This window comes from Sulfitobacter sp. G21635-S1, from assembly GCF_027213915.1.
In the GTDB taxonomy this organism is placed as follows: Bacteria; Pseudomonadota; Alphaproteobacteria; order Rhodobacterales; family Rhodobacteraceae; genus Sulfitobacter.
Genome location: NZ_JAPWGV010000023.1, coordinates 80,644 through 101,764 on the forward strand (window position 1 = coordinate 80,644; position 21,121 = coordinate 101,764).

The 21,121-nt window shown below is 60.3% G+C and carries 13 protein-coding genes; 1 reads left to right on the top strand and 12 read right to left on the bottom strand.

The window, feature by feature from the left end:
- Positions 1-10: 10 nt before the first annotated feature.
- The 8 genes from O4H53_RS19985 to O4H53_RS20020 all read right to left on the bottom strand — a co-directional run bounded on the left by O4H53_RS19985 (position 11) and on the right by O4H53_RS20020 (position 15,303).
- Positions 11-3,403, bottom strand: coding sequence for a UvrD-helicase domain-containing protein (locus O4H53_RS19985; protein WP_269366617.1), 3,393 nt, complete (start codon positions 3,401-3,403; stop codon positions 11-13).
- On the bottom strand, positions 3,403-6,009 hold the full coding sequence (locus tag O4H53_RS19990; RefSeq protein ID WP_269366619.1) for a PD-(D/E)XK nuclease family protein: 2,607 nt from the start codon (positions 6,007-6,009) through the stop codon (positions 3,403-3,405). The genes O4H53_RS19985 and O4H53_RS19990 overlap by 1 nt, the downstream gene beginning before the upstream one ends.
- Positions 6,010-6,059: 50 nt before the next feature.
- Positions 6,060-8,237: a DEAD/DEAH box helicase gene (locus tag O4H53_RS19995; RefSeq protein ID WP_269366621.1), complete on the bottom strand. Its 2,178-nt coding sequence runs from the start codon at positions 8,235-8,237 to the stop codon at positions 6,060-6,062.
- 5 nt (positions 8,238-8,242) lie between these two features.
- A complete protein-coding gene (locus O4H53_RS20000; protein WP_084353833.1) occupies positions 8,243-9,550 on the bottom strand; it encodes an ATP-binding protein in 1,308 nt (435 codons plus the stop codon).
- The gene (locus O4H53_RS20005) at positions 9,543-12,071 is read right to left on the bottom strand and encodes a tellurite resistance TerB family protein (protein ID WP_269366623.1); all 2,529 of its coding nucleotides are present in this window, start codon (positions 12,069-12,071) and stop codon (positions 9,543-9,545) included. Before O4H53_RS20005 ends, O4H53_RS20000 begins: the two co-directional genes overlap by 8 nt.
- Positions 12,072-12,187: 116 nt before the next feature.
- Positions 12,188-13,474 (bottom strand): Fic family protein, encoded by a 1,287-nt coding sequence (locus O4H53_RS20010; RefSeq protein ID WP_269366625.1) that lies wholly within the window; start codon positions 13,472-13,474, stop codon positions 12,188-12,190.
- Between the two features lie 327 nt (positions 13,475-13,801).
- Positions 13,802-14,416, bottom strand: coding sequence for an SMC-Scp complex subunit ScpB (scpB, locus tag O4H53_RS20015; RefSeq protein ID WP_269366627.1), 615 nt, complete (start codon positions 14,414-14,416; stop codon positions 13,802-13,804).
- A gap of 2 nt (positions 14,417-14,418) precedes the next feature.
- Positions 14,419-15,303, bottom strand: a complete 885-nt coding sequence (locus O4H53_RS20020; RefSeq protein ID WP_269366628.1) for a DUF1403 family protein — start codon at positions 15,301-15,303, stop codon at positions 14,419-14,421.
- 157 nt (positions 15,304-15,460) lie between these two features.
- On the opposite strand from O4H53_RS20020, the gene O4H53_RS20025 reads away from it, so the two are divergent.
- The gene (locus tag O4H53_RS20025) at positions 15,461-16,576 is read left to right on the top strand and encodes a tyrosine-type recombinase/integrase (protein WP_269366636.1); all 1,116 of its coding nucleotides are present in this window, start codon (positions 15,461-15,463) and stop codon (positions 16,574-16,576) included.
- A gap of 12 nt (positions 16,577-16,588) precedes the next feature.
- Here O4H53_RS20025 and repC read toward each other — a convergent pair whose 3' ends face one another.
- The 4 genes from repC to O4H53_RS20045 all read right to left on the bottom strand — a co-directional run bounded on the left by repC (position 16,589) and on the right by O4H53_RS20045 (position 21,066).
- Entirely contained in the window at positions 16,589-17,869 is a 1,281-nt protein-coding gene (gene repC / locus O4H53_RS20030; protein ID WP_269366630.1) for a plasmid replication protein RepC, read from the bottom strand.
- A 234-nt stretch (positions 17,870-18,103) separates the two neighbouring features.
- The gene (locus O4H53_RS20035) at positions 18,104-19,147 is read right to left on the bottom strand and encodes a ParB N-terminal domain-containing protein (protein ID WP_269366631.1); all 1,044 of its coding nucleotides are present in this window, start codon (positions 19,145-19,147) and stop codon (positions 18,104-18,106) included.
- Positions 19,144-20,499: a ParA family protein gene (locus O4H53_RS20040; RefSeq protein WP_331284246.1), complete on the bottom strand. Its 1,356-nt coding sequence runs from the start codon at positions 20,497-20,499 to the stop codon at positions 19,144-19,146. The genes O4H53_RS20035 and O4H53_RS20040 overlap by 4 nt, the downstream gene beginning before the upstream one ends.
- A 228-nt stretch (positions 20,500-20,727) precedes the next feature.
- The gene (locus O4H53_RS20045) at positions 20,728-21,066 is read right to left on the bottom strand and encodes a DUF736 domain-containing protein (RefSeq protein ID WP_017470241.1); all 339 of its coding nucleotides are present in this window, start codon (positions 21,064-21,066) and stop codon (positions 20,728-20,730) included.
- Between the last annotated feature and the right edge of the window lie 55 nt (positions 21,067-21,121).

The following is a 21,121-nucleotide window of genomic DNA, read 5'->3' on the forward strand; positions in this document are numbered from 1 at the left end:
GCGTCCTCGGCTATGCCGCAATCGTCTGGGGAGAAGGCGGGACGGTGATCACCGTCCCGTTCGTCATCAGAACGATCAGGCCCCGTTCGGCGCCGGTCATATCGAGATAGGCACGCACCTGAGCCCGATAGTGATCAAGCGTCTCCTGGGCGGGATTCACGTCGCTCTTCCAGTCGATCACGACGGCTGGCCGACCTTCCGGATTAACCGTAATCGCGTCCGCGATGCCCGCCGTCGCAACCAGTTCGGCCTCCTCTTGCTGAAAGGCATAGACCGGAAACTCAGCGAGCAATGAGGGACGCAATGCCGCCACCTCCGACAAGGCCAGCGTTCGCGTCACGCAACCGGCCAGTTCCTCAGGCGAAAGCCCGTCCGCCGGATCGGAGGAAGGCTCCTTGCCGAGCGCAGAGATGAGGTCTCCAGCACGCGCGGTGAGCGCCTCGTCGGCCTCGTTGCATTCCCCTGTCAGGACTTCTTCCATGAGCTTGTGAAGGATCAAGCCACGCTCGCGTCCGCCCCGGATGGAGGCGAGCGCGTAGGCGTCCGGCACCTGAGCATCAGCCGAACCGGCCCAGATGTCCGGTTCTTCTTCCTGAAGCACTGAACCTGTTGTCGTCTCGTCGCGGCTCGGCGCAAGCCAGGTCAGGTGCATCTGCCTTTCGACAATCGCACCAGCCTCAGTGGCGAAACTCTCCCGTGTCTGACCGTTTTCTGTATCGCCTGTCGCCGCGATCGTGTCGAGCGGCAGATGCGACACGTCAAGGTGAGGGAGATCTGTCAGGGACAGGTCCACCAGGCCGATCCAGGCTGATTTCGAAGGCGTTACGTCGAGCCGCGGCAAGACCAAGAGTTCCCGGGCGCGGGTTGCTGCGACATACCAGAGCCGGACCCGCTCGCAGTCCAGTTCATCCTTCTCTGCCTGCCGCGCCGCGTCATAGCCGGACGGAGGGACACCCAGAACCGGGCAGTAGAAGGTATCAGTCTGGCGATCGGTCACAGCGCTGTCGGGCGCCATTACCCCTGTCATAGTGTTGATGGGGATGACGACCGGCCATTCAAGACCTTTCGCGGCATGCATCGTGTAGAGGGCGACCGCTTCTTCCTGCGCATCGGGCCGGCCTTCCACCGCGCGGGCCTCATCCGCCCATGCCGCCGTCATTGCCTCGGAAAAGGCCCGCAGACCCCGTACCGCATAGCTGACGGCGAGGCTGAGATAGAGATCGACATTGGCAAGTGCTCGTTCTGCCTGACCGCGATGCCGCTCCAGAAGAACCGGGCGTACCCGAAGGACGTCGACGGCCTGCGAAAGAAGATCGTGTGGTGTCGTGCTGTTGGCGCGTTTCTGGAGCCCTTGCAGCCGCTCGATCACATCGCGCGCCAGCGGATGCACTATTGCCGCGGGGTCGACGCCGAGGTCGAGCCGTGGGATCCGGACGGGTTCCTCTTCCGAACGCGGAAGCGCCCAGACGATGTCCAGGAGCTCCTCTTCGCTGAGCCCGACAAGCGGGCCGCGCAGCAATGCGCCGAGCGCCAGCGTATCACGACGATCGGCGAGAACTCGCGTGATCGCGATAAGGTCCTGCACTTCCTGCCGGCGAAACAGACCTTTGCCGGCCTGGGTTGCGACCGGGATGCCCCGGAGCTCTAGGGCTTCTTCATAGCGCCAGAGTTCCGCGCCGGTCGGGGCGAGCAAGGCGATGTCGCCCGGCTGGCAGGGGCGTTGTGCACCGGCTTTGCGATCCTGGACCGGATGGCTGCCGATCAAGCGTGCGCAAAGTTCAGCCACCGCTTCGGCTTCGGCGTCGCGTCGTTGCTCGGCACTGGCCTTGCCGTTCTCGTCAGCGACCGCGATATCGATCGCCGCGACGCAGACGCCGTCTTCCGGATCGTCGTGGAAGGGATCAAGCGCTGTGAAGCCGGGCTGGCCATCAGCCGACAGGACAGTCTCGAACCGTTCGTTGACGAAGGTGAGGATCGAGGCACAGGAACGGAAATTGGTCGAGATCGAGACGAGGCCGTCCGCGTCCTGTGTCGAGAAGGCCGTGCGAGCCTGGACGTAAGCGCCGACATCCGCGCCGCGGAAGCGATAGATTGCCTGCTTGGGGTCGCCAACCAAGAAGAGTGCGCCCGGCCGAATCCGGAAACGCGTCCAGTCCTGCGGATCATCACCGGGATCACCGCATAGACGCCAGAAGATTTCGGCCTGGAGCGGGTCGGTGTCCTGAAACTCGTCGACCAAGACCTTTGAATACCTCTGGCCGAGCGCCTGTCGCACAGTTTCATGGTCGCGCAACAGGTCGCGCGCGGCGTAGATGAGATCGTCAAAATCGAGCTGGGCGCTGGCGCGCTTGTGCTCACGATAGCGCGCAAGGATTGTGCGTGCTTCGTCGATCAATGTCGTGAGGACCTGGCCGGAAACCGCCTGGAGTAGTGCGGCCCATGCGGCACAGCACGCTTCGTACAAACCGCTGGCCGTATCGTTCAGCCTGTCGCCGTCTGCCTTGGACAGCCCTGTCTGCTTTGCCGCTGCCGCCCATTTGCCCTTCTTGCGGTAGGCGTAAAAGCTGCCCGTCCCGGTCGTAAGGTCGGGATGCGGGCGTGCAACCAGCAACCCGACGAGCCCGGCGGGCGTGGAACCATCTGTAACCGATGGAAGGGCAGCCGCCATTTCAGAAAAGCGCAAGGCGACGACCTCCGTTTCCGGCTCATCAACGCCGGCGCCTTGCACAAAGGCCGAAAGTTCGTCGGCCGCCTGCTGGAAGGCTTGCAGGTGACCTGCAAAGGGCATCGCCTGCGGTGCGACCAGTTTCCTCGACCGCCGGAGGGCTTCGGCGATCTTGTGCATCAGAGCAACGGTCTCTCCCGGGCTATGCAGCACCATCTCGGCCAGGACACCGCCCTGATCGCCAGACAATCGCTCGCGCAGCCAGCCGTCGACGATTTCGAGGAAGTTGAGATCGGCCTGGTTGCGGTCGATGACCGCTGCGCCCGGATCGATATCCGCTTCCGCCGGGTATGGCTTGATCAATCGCTGACAGAAGCCGTGGATGGTCGAGCAGGTGATTTCGTCGATCGCCGTGCTGGCCGACATCAGATTCTCGCGCTGTGCCGGAGACAGTCCCTCCGGCAAACCGGCGCGGAGCTCCGGTGCGATATGGCCGGCGGCGAGATCTTCAACAAAATCCCGAACCCGCAGGAGGAGCTCACTGGCCGCCAGTTCGGTAAACGTGACTGCCGCGATGGAACTTGGCGCGACACCCTGCGCCAGCATGACAGCGATCCTGCCGGCCATCACGGCGGTCTTGCCCGATCCCGCGCCGGCCTCAACCAGAATGGATCGGTCATGACGGCTGATCGCGTCATGCCGGGCGCCATCATCATTCAGAACTTTCACGCTGCTCATCATTCCGCCTCCCAGATCGGCGCGACCTCACTGAGCCGCTCGGTCGCGGCAGCTTGTTTGCGTTTGCAGTAGGTGGCGCTTGCGTTTGCCGGCAGGGCAAAGGCGAGATCGTCATAGTCGCTTCCCGTATCAGGCCCGGGCAGTGCAGCCCCGCCGGTCAATGCGTTTCTCGCTGCCCGCAGATATGCCTTGATCTCCGTCAGGACGATGTCCGGCTCGTCGAGCTGGAGATCGAGCGGTTCACGCGGATAGAGTAGCGAGGCTCTGATCGCGATGTGGTCACCCAGGAGCGCCTTGACGGCGAACGCATAAAGGCAGCGCTGAAGCTCGCGGCCGCCGTTTACACGGATGTCGCCTTTCGGCGGCTTGCCAGTCTTGTAGTCGCGCACGAGCGCCCGGCTGCCGTCATCAGCGATGTCGAGCCGGTCGATATAGCCGGCAATGTGAAATCCGGTGTCGGGGATGATCACTGGCACACTGGCGTCCCAGGGCAATGCCGCCTCGGACTTGGGCTCGGACCCGCCGAACGGAACCTCGCCAAAGGATCGGCTGCCCGGCAAATGATCATTGCCATAGGCAAGCGCCTGTCCGGCAAGAGCGCGCGCGTCCCCTAGCGTGCGGCCCCAGACAACAGCGGGCGGAACGGGCCGTTCGCTTTCCCATTCGGCCGACACCGCACCAGCAGCGTCGTCCACCGCAGCCTGAATGGCAGCCGTGTCAGCCGAAGCCAATCCGCCCGCCGCCTCGAGGTTTCGCAGGGCGCGGTCGAGGACGAGATGGATGAGGTCGCCGGTTTGCAGGGCATCGAGCACCAGCGGCTCGGTACTGCCTTGTGGAGATTTCCAACCGAGAGCGTAGCGCCAGAGGAAATTGAGGGGGCTGCGCAGCAGTGTTTTGAGCGAAGTCGCCGACTGGGTCCGCTCAAGGATTGCTAGAATCAAGGGATGATCGGACCTGACCAGGCCATCATGAGCTGTCACATCGGCCATGCGCCAATCGCGCCAGCAGGAACGCGCGCTTAATGCCTGGGGATCGGCGGCGAATTCCCGCGGCCGCGCCATCAACCGGTCGGTTTCACTGAAGGCATGGGTGGGAACAGCGTTGCGCCGCAGATAGGTTTCCTCGCCATAGAAGGCGAGGAGGGGGCTGCGACCCAGCAGCCGGCCGTCGCTGTCGCGTCGGGCGCGAGAGAGGACGACCTCGCTGCCCGTAGTGGCGAGGATCGTATCAAAGTCACGGCGATCTGCGAAATTTACGGGAAGCGGGTCGAGCTCGCCCATCGGAATGATGTGATCCGGGATCAGCCGATCTTCGGCGATACCGCGCGGCCAGCGGGAGGAATTGAGACCGATCAGCCGAGCGAAGCGACGCGGCGACGCAGCGAGGGCGCTGGCCGGCATCCAGGCCACGGAGACGGAAGCCTCGAGCCCGTCATCCTGTTTCAGTGATTCCAGTGTGCTGTCGATCGCGCCGGCGGGCCCTGCCAGAAGGGCTTTGCGCCAGATGGACAATGCCCGGCCCTTGAGGAAGGCTTCGCCGATCTCCCGTGCCGCATCCGGTCCCATTGCCAGCAGATCGACCGCAGCTCGCAGCACCGGGGCGTGATCGATGCCGTCGGGCCAGTCGTCCGGCGCGAGGCGCGCCAGAAGTTGGTTCCAGGCGGACGGCGTTGACAAGGGAGCATCGCTTGGAAGGACACGCATCCAGCCAAGGGGAAGGGCCGCCAGAGGTGCAGAATCCCGGCACAGGGCGGCGAGACGGCGCAAGCGCGACTGCGAGAGCCCGCGCACGACGATGTCGGCGAGTGCCGCTGCCGCTTGTCCGTCACGTGTGGTGACGGCCGGGACGCCATGGACGAAATGCAAATCGATATTGGCATCGGCGCGCAGCGCGAGAAAGTGATCGTCGTAGTCGGCCGGCGACGCGGTGGCGATGGCAATGTCAGCTGGGGATACGCCCGACGCGAGCAGCGCCCGGACCCAACGCAGCGTCTCTACTGCCTCATGGTAAGCGGTCGCAGCACTGACGGATCGAATGGCCGGCGCCTCAGCATCGCCACGAGCGACGGAGACGCCGCATTCCTTGAGCCAGGCCGGGACAGGGCGAGGACCTGACGTCCATTGCATCGGGATGTGTTCGGCGAGCGCCTTCAAAAGAGGCCGCCAGCAGGGAGACAGTTCGGTCAGCCCGACGATTTCCATCGAGCCGAATATGGCGGGCGCATGGGTGATCCGGCTGATGGCTGCGGCGACAATATCGATCGGACGCATCATGCCGCCCGGCAGTTCGGTGAAAACAGCGGCCTCCAGGCGAGCGATGGCTTCAAGCCTTGGATGATCATCTGACCGGGTGGTGAGATTGATACCGGCTCGCCACGCCTTGTGCAGTGTGTCGGCGGTCGCGCCGATCATGCCCGGCAGCATCTTAATATCTTCCAGTTCGCCCATCGGTGTTTCGGGGAGGACCGTCTGGATCGCCGCGCGCAGGCTTTCTTCGTCGATCGGGCGGGCGAAGCCCCCCGCGAGCCGCACCGCGGCTTGTTCGAACGACATGATCTGGAGACCATGTTGACCACCGCGGGCCGCCGCAAGACGGGCTTCCCGCATTGCGTGTCGTCCATAGACAATAAGCGTGGACCGGCACGTCGTGGACATATTCAAGTTCCTTTTTGAAGAATAGCTTTGACCAAATCGGGAAGTGCTTGTGTCGAAAGCTTTGAGGATTCAGCGTCCCGAACCAAAAGTTCGATAGTAAGAAATTGATGGAACTTATCTGATATCAGATTGCCTGCGCCTGCGAACAAATCGACGGGTTCGCCGGATCGAAAATCTTCCAGCGCCGATCGAAGATCGGGCGTTTCGTCCCCGGCCTCTACAATCAGAAACCCGTCATGCTGTTCGACCGAAAACCCCTCGCTTCTCAGTGCGAGCGCGAGGGTTGATGTCTTCACCGTACCGACCCGCGTCGCAATGACTGATGTATGCTCGCCGATGCTGTGCATGTTATTGGCCCTAAACCCCAGCTGTTCATAATGAGCACGCGCTTCCTCGAGCATCATCAAAGAGACTGTGTCCATGTAAGCTGGGCTGGATTCCCCCTCGAGCACGGCGAACATTCGGTCGATCACCTTGTCATGAATGTCCCCCGCATCGCCGCCGAAGACTGGAGGCACACCAGCCTTAGCGGGTTTGACGACGATGACCTTTTCCCGATCATGGATTTCTTGAACTACCCAACGCCGCCCAGAAAAAATCAGCAGCATCCCAGGAGCAAGAACATTGTCGATTGGCAAGGTTCCAAGATCCCGCCCCTCTGCGACCAACCGGAACTCCTCAGGTGTCTGGAACACCGCATAGAAGCTGTAATGCTCAACGAGCTTTTCGCCTGTCGGTCCCAAGAGTAACAGCCCACTTGCGGCCTGTTCGATCAAGCCGGTTTCAGGATGACCGATTGCACGCAATACATCTGCGAAGACTTCGCTTGTGACCTTTCGAAAAGGGCCTTCGCGGCACAGGACGTTGCAAACCGCGCTTGCAGACGCACCGCCGCGCTGCGCTATGACTGACAGTATCTGATGAACGAGCGTCGAGAGATGAAGTGCTTGGGGTTTTGGAGGTTCGCACCAGCCTTCCAGCAGCAGGTCTATCATCGCGATGGACCTGATCAGGCCGAGGCGAAGACGATCCACGAAACTGCTCTCCGGCGTCAACTTGGCTTCGACAGCGTACTGCCTGAGAATGGCCGGCTGTCCTTCACGGCGGCCTGATCGGCCAAGCCGTTGTCGCAACGCCGCGACGCTGAATGGCGCACCGATTTGAGCCACGCAGGTCACGTCACCGATGTCGATTCCCAGCTCGAGCGTCGATGTGCAAACGGCTGTCGTCGGTTTCGCAGGGTCCTTCAAGCGCCGCTCAACGAAGTCACGGTGTTCTCGGGAGAGGCTCGCGTGGTGGGGATAGAATTCCTGTGGCAGGTGCTCCCGTTCGCAAAGCTCCCGCAACCGATCTGCGTAAATCTCGACCCGTTGGCGCGCTCCGGCGAAGACCAGGTTATCGCTGCCACGAAGGTGTTTGAACAGATGGGCTGATATCGCGTCCGTTGCGGATGGGCTGTTTTCATCCTCATCGCCTGAGAGGTAGCCGCGAAGCTGAAGCTTCAATTCTGCCTCGCCGCCATCTGCTTCGATCAGCTGGACAGAGCTTGCTGCGTCAGGGCGAAGATAGGCCTTGGCGAGGTCCATGTCGCCTAGCGTAGCTGACAGACCTATCCGACGGATTGGGCGCTTTATCGCGAGCTCGAGCCTTGTGAGCAGTGAACGAAGCTGGACACCGCGTTCGCTATCCAGAACCGTATGCAGTTCGTCGATCACGACCGCCCGCGTGGCCCCAAATAGGCGGGCAATTTCCAAACCGCGACGAATGAAAAGCGCTTCAAGGGACTCTGGGGTTATCAGCAGGATCCCTTTTGGAGATTTCAACGCGCGCGTCTTGATCGATTGCGAGACATCCCCGTGCCAGGGAACAACCGGAAGCTCTGCTTCCTGGCAGATGCCCTCCAGCCGCATGGCTTGGTCCGTGATCAAGGCTTTCAGCGGACCGATGTAGAGCAGGTCGAAACCGGTGCCGCCCGACGGCTCGTCAAGCACCTGTGAAATCAACGGCAGGAACGCCGCCTCGGTCTTTCCGCCCGCCGTGGAGGCCGCAACGATTAAATCGGCATTGGTTTCGCAGATAGTCCGGATGGATCGCGCTTGGATATCGCGAAGTTCGCGCCAACCTTTCTGGCGTATCCATTTCTGCACAGGCCTCGCCAGTTTGTCGAACGCACTGCTCATCGGCGTCAGAGCTTGAAGCTGATCAAATCATCGTCACCGGGGTCTTGAGCACCAGTCGACTCGTCTACCTCGTTCATGTCTTCGCCGAGGTCTTCGGAGACCTCGATCTTTTCGATCAGATCGCTCCACTCGACACCGGGGTTTTGCTCAAGCACGGAAAGCAGGTTCACGAATGCCGTCACCGTATTGCGCGGGGTGCGGAAGTAAGCTTCACCGATCCGGTCCGAGCAATGCGCCATAAAGGCTTCGAGCGCGTCGTCCGGCAGAGCACCGGCATCGTCCTGCATGATCCGCCGGACATTGGCCAGAAGAACGAAGAGATCTTCAGGGGTCAGGCTGGCCAACCGGACAACGGGTCCTGAAAGGTCGACCAATCCGTCTCGCGCGAAGGTGTTCTCGGCCAAACGCGATTGAAGGGCTTCGTAGCTGTAGAGCCCTCGACGGGTGTTCATCAGAAACTCCGGGGTCCCGCCCATCAGAAATCCGAGGTTCTCGGCACTGCCCTGCAGCACATCATTCAGTATCCGGAGGATCTGTTCGTAGTTTGCATTGCGGGCCTGCGAAGATGTGAGCTTGTAGAGGTTCACCATCTCGTCGAGGCCGACGAGCAGGCCTTTGTAACCGGCTTCACACACGAATGCCGACATCAGCTTCAGATGGTCGTAGACACTGGCATCGTCGATGATCGTTCGCACGCCAAGCGCCTTGCGCGCGTCGGTACGTGTCGCGAATTCACCGCGCAGCCATCTCAGGGCTGCGGATTTCAACTCGTCGTCGCCGGTCTCATGGCCTTCCCAATATCGACGGATGACTTCGGCGAACTCAAACCCTCCGGTAAGTTCTTCAAAGTGGCCAAGGCGTTCACGAATGACGGTCCCCGTGGGCAAATCCCGTTCTTCAGCATCTCGGTGAGCCTGGCTGACAAACCGTTCCACCACGCTGGCCAATGCCCCGCCATCGGGCTTTGTCCGCGTCGAGAGGTTTCGGGCCATCTCTGCATACAGGCCGCGAGCTTGTCCGCCTGTCGCATGAATGCGCCGATCTGGCGCCAGATCCGCGAACATCACGACCAGGCCTTTCTCCAAGGCGACGAGGCGGATCAGGTTCATGAAGAACGTCTTGCCCGATCCGTATTCTCCGATGATGAACCGGATCGCCGATCCGCCATCGGATATCCGGTCCATGTCCTTGACGAGCTCTTCAATCTCCCGGACGCGGCCGACCTGGATATGGCGCAAACCGAGCTTGGGCACGACCCCGGCCCGCAGCGCCTGTACGATTGCATCGCGTTCACGTGGTTTCAACTTAGACATCCCTGCCCTCCGCACTCATCTTTTCTCTTATCGCCTCCGCAATCTCCGGAGACACTTCATATCCATCATACTCGTCGAGAAGCGCGTCATCGTAGGTCTCAAAAGCCCATTCATTCACTGCTTCCAAAGCCCCGGACGCCATTAAGCCATGCGAAGCGCAGATCGTATCGAACTCGGTCTCAGACCAATGCTCCCGAGTAACCAGTTCGAGAACAAGGGCGCCGTGTTTCGGGTCAAGCCCTGCCAGCTGGCTTTGGCTGGCAGGCCCGGAGGCACCACTTTCTTCCTCTTCAACATCGAAAATCTGACCGAGGACGGACGACACGCGCTCGGTGTCCGAACGGATTGCCGCGATCCGCGAAGCGTCGAGTTTCGGTCCGCTGGCTTTTTCAAGCGCGGGTATAGCTTCGCCCGGGCGACCCGGTTGCGAGGCACGAACGGTGTGTGGACCATCCGCAATTTCGCCAGCATGCAGGTCCGAGTAGGCCAGCGCAGGATCAAGGCCCAAGGCCTTGTAGATCTTCTCGATGCTTGCGACTTCGTCGGAGTGAATAATGCCATCGGCATGTGCTGCACCGACCAGCGCTGCCCGCATAGCGGCTTGGCTGTCTTGGCCCACCTCCTTCAATTTGCGCCGCAGAAGTGTCATGTCTGGTGGCACGGCCAGGAACCATTCAAGGTTTGCACGCAGCCTGCGGCGTTCCTGATCGCTGAGGGCCGCGGCAGCAACTTGCTCTTCCAACGCCCTGCGTTCAGGCTCCGCGATGCGACCATCCGCATGAGCAACGAACGACCCCAGTGCCAATTCGATTAAGGCGCTTCGATAGCTGTCGGAAACGTCCTCCAGTCGCTCGATAGGCTCGCCCAGACGAAACAGCACAACAGGCTCTTCCGCCTTGGGCGACCGGAGCGCAAACCGAGGGTCGGGCGCCAGACCGAAACCGAGGCGCGCGAGCGCGTCGGCCGCTCCTGTCATTTGCCGTTTCCCGATCTTCTCGTCCGTTTCTCCCTCCAGACGTCCGATCACCTCTTCTAGCGGCACCAATCCCCCCCGATCGACGATATCGGCAGCCCAAGATTTCAAGCGGTTCATTTCCTCCGATGGGAAGGCATCCCACAGTTCAGAGGGCAATAAGGCATGCGCTTCCACGCTTCCGCGGCCATCAGGGTTTCGGCCCAGGAAGCGACTGAGCTTGTCGAGGTCGTTCATCACCTCGTCAGCCAACTCCTGGGCAATCTCGACCGGTTTGCGCAGACCGGAAATATCCGGGACCGGCTTGCCATCAACGGTTGGGTTGGCAGACCCCTGAAACTCGCTCGAGGCGGCCCTATAAGAAGCCGTGAGTGATTTCCGGGGTTTGGTCACTTTGAGCCCATCAGGGAAACGCCGATCAAACCGCATACGGAAAAGAGCGACGAACTCGTCACGGCATCGCGTCGCGGGAGTTCTCAGATTTGTTTCCGGATGGCAGATGAGCCAACTCAGCAACCAGTCAGCTGTCAGGTTCTCGCCTTTGTCGATCCGAGCTCCGATTGCGTATTTGAGTGAGAACGGAAGTTCCCAGCCCTGCTTCTCAAAAATCGGATCGATCGCGTCGAGGTCGGTTTCGGCAAGCATCGCTATGTCGAGGAACTCACCCAAATAGCGCCTGACGGAGTGGTTGTCAGGGTAAAGTGACTGCAGCCGCCTAACTTCCTGGACGATATCCTTTGCGTCTTCATTGGACTGATCAACGAAGAAGCGACGCTCTAGCCCGTAGAAGTACAGGAACATGTAGCCGGGGTTGTAGGAGGCATCGTTTCGCCCGCTGGCCAACCAGTCGAGGTAGGCCGCCCGGCACTGAGGTGAGATATCCGAGTACCCAGGCCAGTAGGGCATACCTTCTCCAGCTTTGTCGGCTCCAGAGCGCGCGACCGACAGGGACGGATCGATATAGGCTCGGCATTTGTCACGATACCCGTAGGTGTTCAGCAAGGGGGGCGTGCCGACATAGACCATCCCGCCGATGTTGCGGCCGGCCACGCTAGCTGTTTCGCTAGACGGGACCCACCCGCTTTTCGTTGGTCGGGACGATACGCTCGATGCCATTCGCGAGGGCTGATTTCGTTCAGCGGCCGCGGCAAGTGCCGGCGCCGCAGACTTTCCAGCCCGAACGATTTCAGCGTAGTCCTGCTTTGGTGGAGAGTAGGCCTGCACGGCAGCCGGTGCTTGAGACGCATTGGCTTCGCGAGTTCGTTCGCGCTCACGCTCGATACGCTTGTCGTAGGCACTTGGCCGCGGCACCGGCTCAGGTCGGGGGGGGTGGGTTTCGGAACTCCCCTCAGCTTGCGCCTTTGCAGCGACTTTCCGCGATCTCCGTTTTTCTTGCCACCAGACCAGAATGACGGGAACACCAAATGCAAACAGCATCTGGCCACCAACCGGCCAACCCTGAAGCATTATGGTCACCACGACCATGCATAAGAAAAAATACAGGGCGAGAAAGAATGTAATTCGGAAAAACTTGAGTATTGAAGACATTATCGGAACCCTCTCCGAACCACACTATTTTGGATGCCCATCATTGCAACGACTATCGCAATGATTGAATGCGCTTTTGATGCGTAGACGTTCTTCGGTCCGGTTCGATCAACGATCTAGCGCAGGTTCACTCCTTTCAGGTCGTCTGGTTTCAGCCGATAGCGGATTACGTTGCCTTCATGGAGCCCAGCGATCTGCTCACGAACGTAAGCGACAACATCCGCTCGATCAGCGTCGGGCACGCCAGCAGCCAAAGCCATCTCATCAACCGCATCGTTTCGGAACTCCTTGAATTCGAGAACGCAACGCCGGACCGCAGCGCGAACGAATTCCCGATATGCAAGCGCAGCCTTTTCCGGGCTCTCCACCTCAGCGCGAAGAATTCGGTATTTCTCCGCAGACGCCAAGTACGCGTCCATGTAGACCTCACGCAGCAGCGCGACATTGTTCAATTCATAAACCCCGATGAGCCCATCGATATAGTCGCTGTCGTCCATCGTCGTGAACGACATCGGCGCAAGATCCGACTTTAGAAGTGGGATGTTCGAGGCCACGCGCGAAGTTCGCTTGTTAACGTCGGCAAAGGCCTGGAGGTACGGAATGTGCACCAAGAGGAAAAAGGACTGCTCGAACGGATCGGTGATCTGCGCAGCCTTGTGGAGCAGGATGTCGAACTCCTCTGCGATCGTGACCGCATCGTCGAGCGGTCGATAGCTCGAGTGCGAGATCCCGACCTGCATCGCTCGCAATCGGCCCGACATTGCCGGATCCGCCAGGAGTCCGTCTGAGAGCAGCGCATGAATCGCGAACAGATCGGGACGCCGAAGCCCTATCTCATCGAGATTGTCGACGACATACTGGATGGCTTCCTTATGGTTGAGGATCATCAGGGCTTCTTTTCGATCCTTTCCCGCAGCTTCTTCGCCAAACCTGATCAGTCGCTCGGTCTGCAGAATATCGTAGGTGTTGCCCTCCATCCTGGATGATGCCCAGCTAAGATCAACCAGAAGCTGTTCAAGGATCCGGCGCGCGTATGTTCCGGCAGGAATTGCGCCGCCCTGCGGACGGCCGGCCTCCAACAGTCTTTCGCGGTCTGGTGCAGACAGGTACCAGGTCTTTTCTGGGACGTAGGCGTCGAGAAACTCCGGTCGATAGGATACCGGCGCTCGCCGGTTATATGGCGTCGACAAATGCGCCCGGACGACCGCGCCCCCGGCAATTCTGTATCCTGTCGCCCTGCCCTTGCCGGTTACTTCGAGGCGCCCCTCTTCCACCAAGCGCTTCAAGAGACGCCATACGGTGGTTTCGCTCACATCCCTTGCAATGCCCTTCCGGATGGCATCGCGTCCAGCACCCGGGTTCTCACCGACAAAGTCGAGAATGTCTTGATCCGACAGGGCCATGAAACGATATCCTGCAAGCGTGAAACGATTAGGATATTGATACACCTACACTTTTCCCAGGCGCAAGTTTTCGTTGCGCGGATTTTGCAACGATTCAGGCGTCAGGAAGCAAAAGCCAACTTCGTCAAAAACACGAAACGATTATCACCTTGAAATTGTGAATATTTCTGGTGCCCCACATGAATCGTTGCGCTGCAGATGAAACGATAACCAGAACGACCGAGTTTGCGCCAAGCATCGGCAACGGAGATCGGCAAGATTCGAAACCATGGTGAGGTAAAACAGTGCTCTCTCAGATCCTTAGCGCCCAACAAGATCGGCAACTCGCTATCCGAAATCGACTTGTGGTGCTTCGCCCACAACCCCGGCATCCACCAGCTGCTCCCGATCGGGAAGATCGCGGAGGCTCTCCAACCCGAACGCGACAAGGAACTGCTCGGTCGTCACGAATGTATAGGGCGCCCCGCGCCGAGGCGACCTTGGCCCGGTCCCGATCAGGCCACGCGCATGCAGCCGCCCGATCAGCTCGCGGCTGATTTCCTTGCCGAAGATGTCTTTGAGGCCATCGCGGGTGATCGGCTGGTGATAGGCGACGGCCGCCAGGACCGCGATGTCGAATTCGCTCAGGTCCAGCAACTGATCCCCGACATCCGCAGCCGCGCGGATCGCGGGCGCATAGGCGGCTCGCGTCCGAAACATCCAGCCGCCGGCGACTTGGGCGATCTCGAAGGCCCGCCCCTCCAGATCGGCGGCCAGATCCTCGACCAGCAGATCGACCGTGGCCCCCTGCCCCACCACTCGGGCCAGATTCTCGCGCGGGACCGGCGAGGCAGAGGCAAAAAGCACCGCCTCGATCCGCCGCATCCATTCGCGCCAGCGCAGCTCCGGCGGCAGGTCGGCAAGTTCGCGGTCAAGATCGAGGTCGGAACGATCCTTCGCCATCCCTACACCCCGTAGAGCCGGAACGTGTCGCGCCCGGTCAGCTCGCGGACCGCGCCAAGATCGACCAGCCGGTCGCAGAGCCGCCGCGCGGCGCGATCCGGCAAAGTTAAAGTCGACGGTGCGACAGCGTCGCGGGTCAGGAACATCTCGACGGCCTCGCCAGCGCCCTTGGCCCGAAGCTTCGGCGCGACGGCGTTCAGATGCGCCGCCCGACGCGCGAGATCGGCGGCAAGGCGCACGGCCTCGACCGCCGCAAAGATGAGCGCCCGATGACAGGCCAAGCAAAGGTCATCGCCTTGCTTGCGCAGGTCGGCACGCTTCAGGCCCGGGGCCAGCAGCGGCACGAGACGGTCCCAACCAAGCGCCTGCGCGAGGGCCGCATCCGCGAGGATCAGCCCTGCTACGTCTGCGCGCGGCGCCTCGCGCAGCACCGCCTCCAGCACCATTGCGGCACGGGTCACCGGCCCGCCTTTCCCCGCGTCGAGCAAGGTTGCGATCGGGCCCGGCTCGAGGGTCGGCAACGCCCGGCCCAGAGCTTTGATCGACACCGGCCGCTCCGCCGCACGCCGCCAGGCAAGGTAGGTTTCGCCCGCCGGGCCGGGCAGATCGCCGGGCCGCAACAGGTGCACCGCATCGCGCAACTCCCCTGCCCGCTCGGACCGTCCTGAGAACGCGACGCAAGCCTCGGCCGCACGCAGCGCGAGCCGGTCCCGCAACAAGGCTTGGGGCACTTCCTGGCATCCCAACACAAGATGCAGGTGATTGAGCGCCGCGCCCGACAAAAACGCAACATCTTCAAGGGTTTCAGTCCGTGCAGAGGTGACCCAGGCGGGCATCCGGGGTAACGTGTCGAGGTTGCTGATGGGGTCTGGCCGGGCAAAAGTCATACCCAAAGCCTACACAAACGCGGCGCTTTATTCGAGAAAATAGCAATCTAACCGCCCTACCCTGTAGCGTTCCGCTATGTCCAATAAGTTTGCATTATCGGACACAAAAAGTTATGCTGGGAAGCAGTTCAATTTCACCGCCAGATTCATTGGAAAGATGCCCTCAGAGACCGAGAAATCAACGTCAGCGCCCTCTGATGAGCTGAATGATGCTCGCGTCGACGAGAGAGATCAAGAGGAAAGCGATGACATCGCCCTGCCCTCCCATGTCGCCGGTTCCGGCACACTGGATCGCCTGGTCGACACCGCCCGTGACTACGCGCGCGCCGCGGCCTCGGACAATACGTTGAAGGCCTATGCGAAGGATTGGGCGCATTTCGCGCGCTGGTGCCGGATGAAGGGTGCGGACCCGCTGCCACCATCACCGGAAATGATCGGTCTCTACCTCGCGGATCTGGCCTCCGGGTCGGGCTCCTCCCTTTCGCAGGCGGCGTCCCGCCCCCTGTCCGTCTCGACCATCGACCGCCGCCTGTCAGGCCTCGCTTGGAACTACACGCAACGGGGGTTCACTCTCGATCGCAAGAACCGTCACATCGCCACGGTGCTGGCCGGGATCAAGCGTAAGCACGCGCGACCGCAGGTGCAGAAGGAAGCAATCCTGGCGGAAGACATCCTCGCAATGGTCGCCACCCTGCCCTATGATCTGCGCGGGCTGCGAGATCGGGCAATCCTTCTTCTGGGATACGCCGGAGGCTTGCGCCGCTCGGAAATCGTCAGCCTGGACGTGCACAAAGACGATACGCCCGACAGTGGCGGTTGGGTCGAGATTATGGAGAAAGGTGCCCTCCTGACCCTCAATGCCAAAACCGGTTGGCGCGAAGTCGAGATCGGTCGCGGCTCCAAGGAGCAGACCTGCCCCGTGCACGCGCTCCAGCAATGGCTGCACTTTGCCAAGATCGATTTCGGTCCGGTCTTCGTTGGCACCTCACGCGATGGCAAGCGCGCCCTCGATGCCCGGCTCAACGACAAGCATGTCGCCCGCCTGATCAAGCGCACGGTTCTGGACGCCGGCATCCGGTCCGAGCTGCCCGAGAAAGAACGACTGGCGCTGTTCTCAGGTCACTCGCTGCGTGCCGGGCTCGCGAGTTCAGCAGAAGTCGACGAACGCTATGTCCAGAAGCAGCTCGGTCATGCCTCGGCCGAGATGACTCGCCGCTACCAGCGCCGACGCGACCGGTTCCGAGTGAATCTGACCAAGGCCGCCGGTCTCTGACCCCCTGCCCCATCACGCAGCCTGACCGCTGAGCCTGCCATAGAAGCTGCGCTCGAGATGCAACTCCCCTGCCCCGGCCTTTTCGACCATGCCGCGCAGATAGCCGCCCGGCGAGGAAACCTCGCCCGCGCAATGCTTCTCGAAGACAAGCGCCAGAGCCGCTGTCGCCACCTGCTTGCCCAGCCGGTCCTGCGCCACGTTCCAGGCATGCTGGGAGACCCCGATCATCGGCCTGAGTTGCCCCGCAACCCGGTGCAGATCGCCCCAATCCTTGAGGAACCCACCCATATTGCGGGCCCAGGACGCAAATTCCGGACACGCCTGCATAACAGTAGGCAGATCCAGCGCCGCGCGCTTCTTGCGTACCTCTGCAACCCACTCTTCCAGCTCCCTATCAATCTGATCTTCGGGATGAGCATTGGGCACCACGGCCGCGCCTTCCTCATTTTCTGAGGAATTACGGGTTACAGGATTAAGTTGATTTGTAATTAGTATATGAGGGTCGGAAATGACCTCCCTGGGGTTCATTTCTTGAGTCTTCTCAGGAACTTGTTCCTTTGTTTCAGGCATGTTTTCCACAGGCAGCACGACCTCGGTTGCCTTGAGATAGGCCGCTTCGACGCGCTCCTGGAGCTCCTTGAACCAGCCCAGCAGGCGCACAAGCTGCTCTGAGGCTTCGTGGCGGCGCGGAAGCCGATCCAGAAGCTCCTCGAAAAGGCCTGTGAATTGCGTCCAGGGGCCGCGCAGCGCGCTGCTCACGGCCGCCTCAATCCGAGCGCGGATCATACGTCGTGCAACTGTGATCTGGCGCTTCAGGCGCTGACAGAGCTCGCGCTCGGCCTGCAAATCGGCATGAAGCTCCTCGAACTCCTCGACACGCGCCGACAGCGGCGACAGATCGAAGCCATAGGCCTCGACGATGCGCCCCTCGGCGTCCCTGCGGCCCCACCGCTTGCCGTTCGGGCTGTCCTGGAAGGAAATCACGCCGATCTCGGCCAGACGCCGTGCATGGCGCTTGAGCGCGGAGAGCGAGAACCCGGTCTGCTCCATCAGATAGGCGTTGGACGCCCAGACGATCGGGCGCTGCCCTTCCTCCCAGTCCTGCGCCTGAGTAAAGGCACCGAGCGTGTCGAGGAGCATCATGTCTCCGGCCTTGAGGCCAATGTAGGCCCCCACGCGCTTCACGGCCACGAAGGCCCGCGTTTTGGGTACAGCAACCTGTTCACCGGCTTGGGCAAGCTGCTCTGCAATGCCAAGACCCGGTGTCGGCTTGCGCCAACCTGTATGTTTCATGGATAGTTCTCGCCTCCTCTGCTTAATGGAGGGCAAAAGAATCCCGTTCGCTCAGGAGCGTTGCTGTTGACAGTGATTCGCCGGAGAACTATCTTGATAGCGACCAAACTAATCTTGATAAGCTCTCAGGCCCTCAGCTTGGGGGCTTTTCTTTTGCCGTTATCTCAAAGCATATCCGCTCCTGTTTCTTACCTCGTTTGGATCGAAGACCACCGTCTCCGCGGCTCCTGCCTCTTACTTCGATCCGTGTTTCTCCAAATACTCAGCGATGACATCACTCAAACCTCTGAGAATGTCCTCATCCAATGTTAACCCCGTGGCAGCGACAGAGAGCTTCCCGCCCTGCCCTGTAACACTCAATTTCCGCGAACCGATCTTTCGCTGTACCGTGAGTTTCTTTGGGCTTTGCGATTTCTTTTTTGCAGGCTTGGACTGCTTCTCAGTCAGGTCACCAAGAACCTTTTCGAGGTCACGGTGGCTGAGATCGTAGACATCTTTGCACGCGTGCAAAATCTCAGCTCTAGCGGCATAGACAGCGCGACCACGTGATACCGCGCTGTTATGGACACCCACACGCTTGGCGAACTCGGTTGCAGTTATCTTCTCGTCCGGTTTGGCATCTTGTAGCCGCTCAAACATCTCGCCTATCGAAACCAGGCGCTCAAAAGCGCTGAGGTTTTCACGTTCCTCATTCTCCCGGAAGCGCATGAATAGCATCTCGAACTGCTCTTCACGGGAACCCCGAAGGGATTGTGGAGCCAGAATGGCGCGGACAGGCAATCCCAAAGCTTCAAGGATCGCATGGCGTCGCCGACCCACGATCAACTGGAACGTCACGCCTTCTACATTCTCGGGCTCACGTTCATCCGGTCGCCAATCAGGATCCGCTGGCCGAACATGAATGGGTGTATCTTGACCATTCTTCTCGATACTCTCTTTGAGCTTCTCGAATGCCTCTTGGTCGCGCCAATCTTCACGCCGGTCCGATCCAATCACGTCCACGATCTGAGACGGATCAATCTGCAACTCATGTCGACCCGCGAGAATGCGCTCCACGACCTGTGCGCGCTCAACGTGAAGCATCTGGCTGGCGTCTGAAAGCGCTCCGGCCTTCCAAGCACTGCCAGAGCCGCCCAGTCTTGGCTTAACCCCACCAACCAGTTTCGCTTCGTCTTCGTGAACCTGTTCGCTTGCACCAGATCCAGGAGCCGCAGACACATCCTCATCTGGGCGCATGGGCTTTTTCTTGAGGACCGAGCTGCTCAGTGTTCGCTTCATTCGGCTTCCTCCTCGAAATTGTAGAAGTTCTGCATCCAATCCTCGGCATAGCCACGCTCAAGACCAGGCCAGAGGCGTGAGACGATGGCGTCATTCACTGCGTCAGCATTCTCGATGAACCTGTTGATGCCTTTTCGCTTGCCTGGCGTATCTGGGTCGTACTCGTAGACGGATTGATAAACGTCCGACGCGTTCGAAATAGCATCAGAGCGAAGATAGAATACCGGCAGCACCTCATCTGGGCAGTTTTCGAGCAGGTTGCCGACCTGTGTGAGATCTTGCTCATTTGTTCTCTGCACGATCGTGGGCAACAGCATATGTGCCGCACCGCCCATATCGATCCGATCCGTCGCGAAAATGTGGCGCAGCATGGTGAGGAGACCAGTCACAAAGGTGGACAAGGTCGCAATGTCGAACCCCTTCATCGTCTGCGGGATAATCAACGAAGTAGACGCCATCACATAGTTCAGCTGGAACAGTGTCAGCGCAGGCTGATAGTCGATAATGATGCAGTCTAAGGTCTCGTTGAGGGCACTTTCAAGCTTCGCTTGGTCGACCCTACCGTTGCTCACCAGTTCATTCGGACGGGTGACCGGTGGATGCCCCTCTTTCCAACGATCTATGGAGTCTCTTAGGAACCTGTAGAACCGCTTTTCCGGGGTGCCCGCTCGCAACAACCTCGCGATTTGAATTTCACCTTCTGAGGTTTCGCCATGCGCAGGTACTAGCCGCACGCCCGGCCAGGAGGTTTTCTTGAAAAACCCGTCAAGCGTCTCCGCATCATAGTCAGTGTAGGGGATGGATTCGTCGGTCTGAAACAGCCCCGCGAAGTCAACCATCGTCGGAGTTTCGTCATCTGGCAAAGTTGGCATTTCTTCGCCGCCGACAAAATAGAGCGTGATCGTGCTCTGGGGGTCAGCATCCATGACGCCGACTCGCATGCCGTAGTGCAGACTCAGGTACTGAGCGAAGTGCGCAGCACTAAGCGACTTCGCAGTGCCACCTTTCTGACTTGCAAACGAAATGACGGGCAAAGGATCGTCGGGTTTGCGCCAAGCAAGAAAATGCTCAGGCCGCTTTGCTGAGGCAGCCATCAAAGCCCGGATGTGCATCAGCTCCGTCAGGGTGAAAACACGCTCGCGCCCTACATGCCTGCCGGCAGGAAAATCCTCATTGTCCTTAGCGAACTTCGTCAGATGCTGATGGCTAATGTTCAGGAAGCGAGCACATTGGCGCATCGACCAAGAGCGCTTGATGCGCTCGCGCATCGTCAACTCCTTGTTGACCGAGACCATGGTCCGGCCAAGGCCCCGCTCGAGCTCTTGAAGAAACTGTTCTATACTGCCGCCCATTACACCGCTCTCATTTCGACTCTCTCACGGAATCGCTCCGAGTTGTAAATAGCACGGTTTTTGAGGAAATGTACAGATATTGTACGCCTACAGGATTTCCGGCGCACAATATGGGCTACACCGATTGAAAATAAGGACAGCAACCTGAGCCGCCGAAGTGATTTTGCACGCGTGCAAAAACCTCGGAGCCTGGTGCAGCCAGACCGCCGGAGCGGTCTGGCTGATGGCTTACGCGGCGTCTTTCGGCCCCCAGGGGATCACGGCCTGCAGGGACAGATCGTCCTGGTTCGCGGCCTTGCCGAGGTTCGCGTTGAAGCCGTGGTCGCGGATGGTCAGCGTGTAGTAGTCGGCGCCGGTCTCCTTGTTCTGTTTCTTCCAGATGCCGCCGCACTCGACCAGCTTGCCGCGCGGGGAGCGGCCGAGGACGCGGTGCGTGGGGGCCATCGGGTTCGTGCTTGCGACGGGTTCGACCGTGATGTCGAGGTCGAAGGTCAGGGTCGAGATGGAGCCGACGCCCTTGGCGGTTTCGATGTCGGCGCTGGTGAATTTGATGCAGTTCGTGGTCATTGCTCTTCTCCTTGTTTGCGTTGCAATGATGGTCACCTTGCAGCTGGCCAAGGCC